Annotated in this window: 8 protein-coding genes; 3 read left to right on the forward strand and 5 right to left on the reverse strand. The window is 68.2% G+C overall.

The features are described from left to right. Positions 1-202, forward strand: a 202-nt coding sequence (locus ACWDA7_RS50505; protein ID WP_450614650.1) for a hypothetical protein, incomplete at its 5' end; no start/stop codon positions are given. A 330-nt stretch (positions 203-532) separates the two neighbouring features. Here ACWDA7_RS50505 and ACWDA7_RS50510 read toward each other — a convergent pair. After that, a complete protein-coding gene (locus tag ACWDA7_RS50510) occupies positions 533-754 on the reverse strand; it encodes a hypothetical protein (protein ID WP_450614652.1) in 222 nt (73 codons plus the stop codon). A gap of 595 nt (positions 755-1,349) precedes the next feature. Between ACWDA7_RS50510 and ACWDA7_RS50515 the strand changes: the two genes are divergently transcribed. Next, the gene (locus ACWDA7_RS50515) at positions 1,350-1,616 is read left to right on the forward strand and encodes a hypothetical protein (protein ID WP_450614654.1); all 267 of its coding nucleotides are present in this window, start codon (positions 1,350-1,352) and stop codon (positions 1,614-1,616) included. A gap of 70 nt (positions 1,617-1,686) precedes the next feature. Further along, positions 1,687-1,851: a hypothetical protein gene (locus ACWDA7_RS50520; RefSeq protein WP_450614656.1), complete on the forward strand. Its 165-nt coding sequence runs from the start codon at positions 1,687-1,689 to the stop codon at positions 1,849-1,851. A gap of 77 nt (positions 1,852-1,928) precedes the next feature. On the opposite strand, the gene ACWDA7_RS50525 is transcribed toward ACWDA7_RS50520, so the two are convergent. From ACWDA7_RS50525 to ACWDA7_RS50540, 4 genes are all read right to left on the reverse strand, one after another. Continuing rightward, entirely contained in the window at positions 1,929-3,221 is a 1,293-nt protein-coding gene (locus tag ACWDA7_RS50525; protein WP_450614658.1) for an MFS transporter, read from the reverse strand. 342 nt (positions 3,222-3,563) lie between these two features. Then, complete coding sequence (locus tag ACWDA7_RS50530) at positions 3,564-3,692, reverse strand: LmrA/YxaF family transcription factor (protein ID WP_450614660.1); 129 nt, start codon at positions 3,690-3,692, stop codon at positions 3,564-3,566. Positions 3,693-3,700: 8 nt separating this feature from the next. Then, positions 3,701-3,847 (reverse strand): hypothetical protein, encoded by a 147-nt coding sequence (locus tag ACWDA7_RS50535; protein WP_450614662.1) that lies wholly within the window; start codon positions 3,845-3,847, stop codon positions 3,701-3,703. Positions 3,848-4,129: 282 nt separating this feature from the next. After that, positions 4,130-4,504: a hypothetical protein gene (locus tag ACWDA7_RS50540; RefSeq protein ID WP_450614664.1), complete on the reverse strand. Its 375-nt coding sequence runs from the start codon at positions 4,502-4,504 to the stop codon at positions 4,130-4,132. Between the last annotated feature and the right edge of the window lie 232 nt (positions 4,505-4,736).

Genomic DNA, 4,736 nt, shown 5'->3' on the forward strand with positions numbered 1-4,736 from the left:
AGAACTGCGCGACGCCCATGTCCGCAAGGTCACCTACGACACGAAGGACAACATCAAGGCCACGGTGTACCCGCAGGACATCAAGGTCGGTACCGGTGGCAGCGCGAAGCGCTCGATCGCGGCCAACCACGCCACCAACGGCCAAGGCCTCGAACTGGCCAAGGTCGGTACGGCGTGGCGCATCTCCGGTGGTGGCGTCTAAAGGTGACCGTGTGGAAGTAGGGTCAGGGACTGGGGCGGTGACGCGTGACGCTCCGTTTCCAGTCCCCGCCCGTGCCGCTTCAGAATGGCTGCATGGGCTCTGACCAGCGACGATGTTCCGCCGGGCCTGTAGGGCACCGGGGGTGCATATGCTCGTGCGAAGGGGCTGCCCCGCCGCTACGACACTGCACGGCTCGCCCGGCGCATCCGTGCCGACCTGCGCGCGCGTCAGGTGCCGTGGGAGGCGCTGCCTGGACAGGAGCCGGGACCCGCGGCTGCCGGCTCCGGAGCCCCCTCGCCGGAGCACTGATTCGGACGGCTGTCCGGACTGCTAGCCGCGCCGTCCGCCGTCGCTTCTGCTCTGGCACCTTTCACCGGGGTGGCGCTGACCGGTCCCCGGGGGCGGTTGCCCCCATGTTCCGGGTGAGGCGTCCATGGCGATGCAGCGTTCGACGCGGGCGAGTTGGAGGCGCAGCTCCTGTGAGGCCTTCGCGGCCATGGCGCGGCGCTGCGCCGGCGGCTTGGAGCGGTAGGCGGTCAGCCACGTCTTCACTGTGCGGCACCGTTGCGAGCCCCCACGGCCAACCGCCGGTAGGCGATGGCGAATTGTCATCGATAGCGCGGGCTGGTGACGCGGCTACGACGGGGTTCGCCGGCCCCGCCTTAAGCCGCCTGCGGCGGCCCAGGCGCGTGAGGTGACGAGTAGCTTCGCCGGCGTGGAGACTGACCGGCAATAGGTGCCCGGGAGGAGGCGGAGGTGTCAGGACGAAAACCGAGTGAGGCGGCCAGCGTTTCGGGTCCACTCCCGAGAGTTAAAGAGGGGGCGGCTGCTGCGTGCCTTGTGCGCTCATCGCCCACGTCAGCACGATTGAGCGGCCACCGACGCACCTGCCGAAACCCACAGTCTGGTGCCGGCCAACCGGGCCTGCCGAAAGCCGACCCGTGCAACAGGTGTCGCTGAGCCAGCCCGGCACACAGGTCCGGCCGCCTACCGGCCCGCACCCGGCGCAGCCGCAGCCGCCTACCTACCTGTCTCCGCCCGGGTCGACCGGGGCAGTCGGCGCCGGCGCGCAGGACAGTTCCAGCAGCGGTGGATCCGTGGCAGTGGGTACCCGCAGGTAACGGGACTTCCTGAGGAGATGACTCCCATGCTGTTCATCGGCCTGCTTCTCCTTGCGGGCGTCGCTGCCTTCACGGCGCTCGCCATCGCCGACAACCTCTCCGGCGGCCCCGAGTACACGGTGTCGGTGCTCGGCCACGACATCGCCACCATGAATACCCTCGAGGTCTTCAGCGCCGGGCTCGCCCTGGCCCTCATCTTCTGCCTGGGGCTGGCCCTCCTGACAGGCTCGGCGTCACACCGCCGACACGCCCCAGAAGGCCCACGGCGGCTCGGCACCCGGGGCAGCGGCTAGCAGCAGGCCCAGTAGCTGGTGTCGCCCCGTGAGGCATGGGCGCGCCCCTTCACCGGCGGCCATCGCGCAGATGGCTACACGCTTGCGTGGGGCGGTGCTGTCGGAGGACGACGCTGCCATGGCGCCCGACCCGCACACCCCCATCGGCATGCCCCGAATAAGTCGCGTCCACGCCGACAACTTCGGCGTCCACGGGGTCTGGAAGGTATGGCGGCAGCTGCACGCGAGGGCATAGCCGTGGCCCTCCTTTCGTCCCGGGGGCGGGGCTGCCACGGGTCGCGATCAGGTCCCCGACGGACCGGACGCTGCGCCCTACTGGCTCCGGGCGGCCTTGGCCGCGTCCGGGTGGGAAGGGCAGACGGTGGCCGGGGCCTCGGAAGAGGCCAGTGCCGCCAAGGGCCTGGCTGCGCGCCTGCGGACGGCGGCCCCGGCAACCGCCAGCAGTGCCAGCACGATCACCATGGCGCCGTACCACATCGTCGTGACGCGCAGGCCGAGGGACGGTATGGCCAGCCCGGCCACCACGGCGGGAACGCTGAAGGCGAGGTAGCTGACGACGTAGACGGAGGCGAACAGCTTCGCCCGCTCCGTGGGACCGGCCAGTGCCGCAAGCGAGCCGAAGGAGCCCAGGAGGGAGCTGCCCCAGCCGACGCCGGCGAGGGCGGTTCCGAGGAAGAACAGCGGCGCCGAGGGTCCGACGAGGGCGAGCAGGGTCAGAGCGGTCCCTGCGGCGAGGGCCACGCACCCGGCGGCCATCACCCGCTGCGGCGCCAGGTTGCGCCCCAGCAGTGAGGCGACGGTTCCCGCGCTGTAGAACGTGGTCAGCGCCAGGGCACCGACCAGATGGCTGCCGATGTGCAGGACCCCTACGGCCAGCGAGGGGCCGAGCGAGAGGTAGAACCCAGTGATCGCCCAGGTGGCGACGAGGCAGGGCATGATCGCCAGGAAGGCCCGGCGCCCCTGGGACGGCACGGCCAGTTGCGGCCGCAGCGAGACCCAGGCGCCCGGCCGGGGTGTGACCGGCTCGGGCAGGAAGAACACCGCCGCGGTCAGCACCAGGAAGACGGCGATGAGCAGCACGAAGACCAGCGTCGTGGGGGCGGAGGCATACTGCACCAGCAGTCCGGTGCCCAGCGCCCCGAGGGCCAGCCCGGCGGCCGGGGCGGCGCTGTTCAGCACCGAGGCGAGGCGTGATGCGGGCGACGGCTGCAGATCCACCAGCCCGGCGCTGATGGCCCCCATCGCCGCACCCATCCCCAGCCCCTGCAGGATGCGCGCCACCAGCAGCAGCCCGACACCGTCGGCGGTGAGGAACACGACCATGGACACGGCCTCGACGATCAGCGCGGCAGCGAGCACCGGACGCCTGCCGACGTAGTCGGAGAGTCGTCCGACGGTCAGCAGCGCGACCAGCAGACCCAGGGCGTAGACCGCGAAGATCGTGGTGAGCACGGTCGGCGAGAATCCCCAGCGGTGCTGGTACACCACCAGGAGCGGGGAAAGCGCGCTGTTCGCGGCAAAGAACGCAAGGAACGTGACGGCCAGAAGCCAGAAGCCGACCGGGCGTGATATTCGCCTCGCCGGGCGCAGGTGCTGGATGTGCATGTCGGTGGTTCTCTCCGGTGGTGATGGGGGCTATTGGCTTCGGCGAGGGTGCGGGGGCTCGGCGCAGTGGTGTCACCGGGCTCTGAGGGCACGACCCCGACAGGTAAAGCGATCGCTACACTTCGGTGCTAGTGCATCTGCTCATCGACGTAAAGCGAGGGTTCCCGGAATTCGGGTGAACCCGACACCACAAGGGGCTGCCGGATTTGATGCGTCGAATGGCGTGGTGCTGACGTTGCAGACGGCCTCGCCAGGGTTTGGCCTGGGGCGGTGAGCACGCGGCGCTCAGATGGAAAGGGCGGGTGCGGATTCGGCGGCTGAGGTGAGTCGGGCCGCCAATGCCTAGAAGGGTTCGGGGTCCTGCAGGGCTCGGCTGACGACGAGAGCCCCTTCCATTCCGGTCACGGCCAGTGCTGCCAGTTCCTGAGCGCTTTCGGGCTGCAATCCCTTGTCCACACGGCGCGGTGCCATGGTGGTGATCAGGCCTTGGAAGCCCCGGCGGATGACCGCAGCGAGGCGCGGGGTTGAACGGCCACCTCCATAACGATGGGGGCTACGTCGCATCCCTCGCGGTATTCGCTGGCGGCGATCTCGTCGCGGAAATGCGCGACGAAGCCTGCGAGCACGGCGGACGCGCTCTCCTCTCGGTCGGTCAGCCGGTTGATCAGCGCGATCAGCTCACTGGGTAAAGCCGTAAAAGTTCACGCCTGTTGTCGGCACCGGTGGGCAAGGGGCTCTACTGGAGTCGCTCTGCAGCCTGGGCGGGGGTGTCGTAATAGCCGGGCCGCGCCAGTCTTTGCACGACAGGTTGAACGATCGAAAATAGCCGAGAGGAGCCCGACGCCTCCGGCTGAGACGGACGGTTGCGAGAGCCGGCCGGTGCAGCCGTCCGGCTCTCACAGCTTGTTTTAGGCGGCAGCGTCCTCGAAGACCTTGACCATCTCGGCGTCCAGAAGCTCGGGAACGTCCGACTCGCGCATTTCGGGGAACTTTCCGAAGAACGCGGAAGGCAGGTCCATGTCGATGCGCGTCTGCTCACCATCTCGCTGGGAGACGCAGATGCGCACTGGTGCTCCAAGGCCGGCGGCTGCAGTGTGCTGGAACAGGCCTCGGGCAATGACGGCATTACCGACCAGGTAGAACTTGGACTCGATGGGGATTCCAGCCAGCCTCATGGTTGAGCCCTGCTCGAATTCCCAGAAAATGGAGAACTTGCTGGGCGCCGAGACCTCTGCAACGTAGGCCTCCAGTCCCTCGCGATCTGCATGCGTCACGTATTCCATCAACTTCGACGGCGTAAAGCGCTGCAAGCTCGACTCGATGGCCTTGGTGACCCTCGAAGAAGGACTTTTCCGAGCGGATCGTGACGAGTACGCCATCAAAGGGGGTCAACGTCTTGTGATCTGACATGGCTACCTATTGAGCCTTTCCCGGTAATGGATCATGACGTTGTGTGATCGTTCAGATGGTTCGGTCGTACTCGAGCTGGAGCAGGACGAGGGCCGCTGCGGCGAT

It is taken from the genome of Streptomyces sp. NPDC001156 (genome assembly GCF_053598275.1).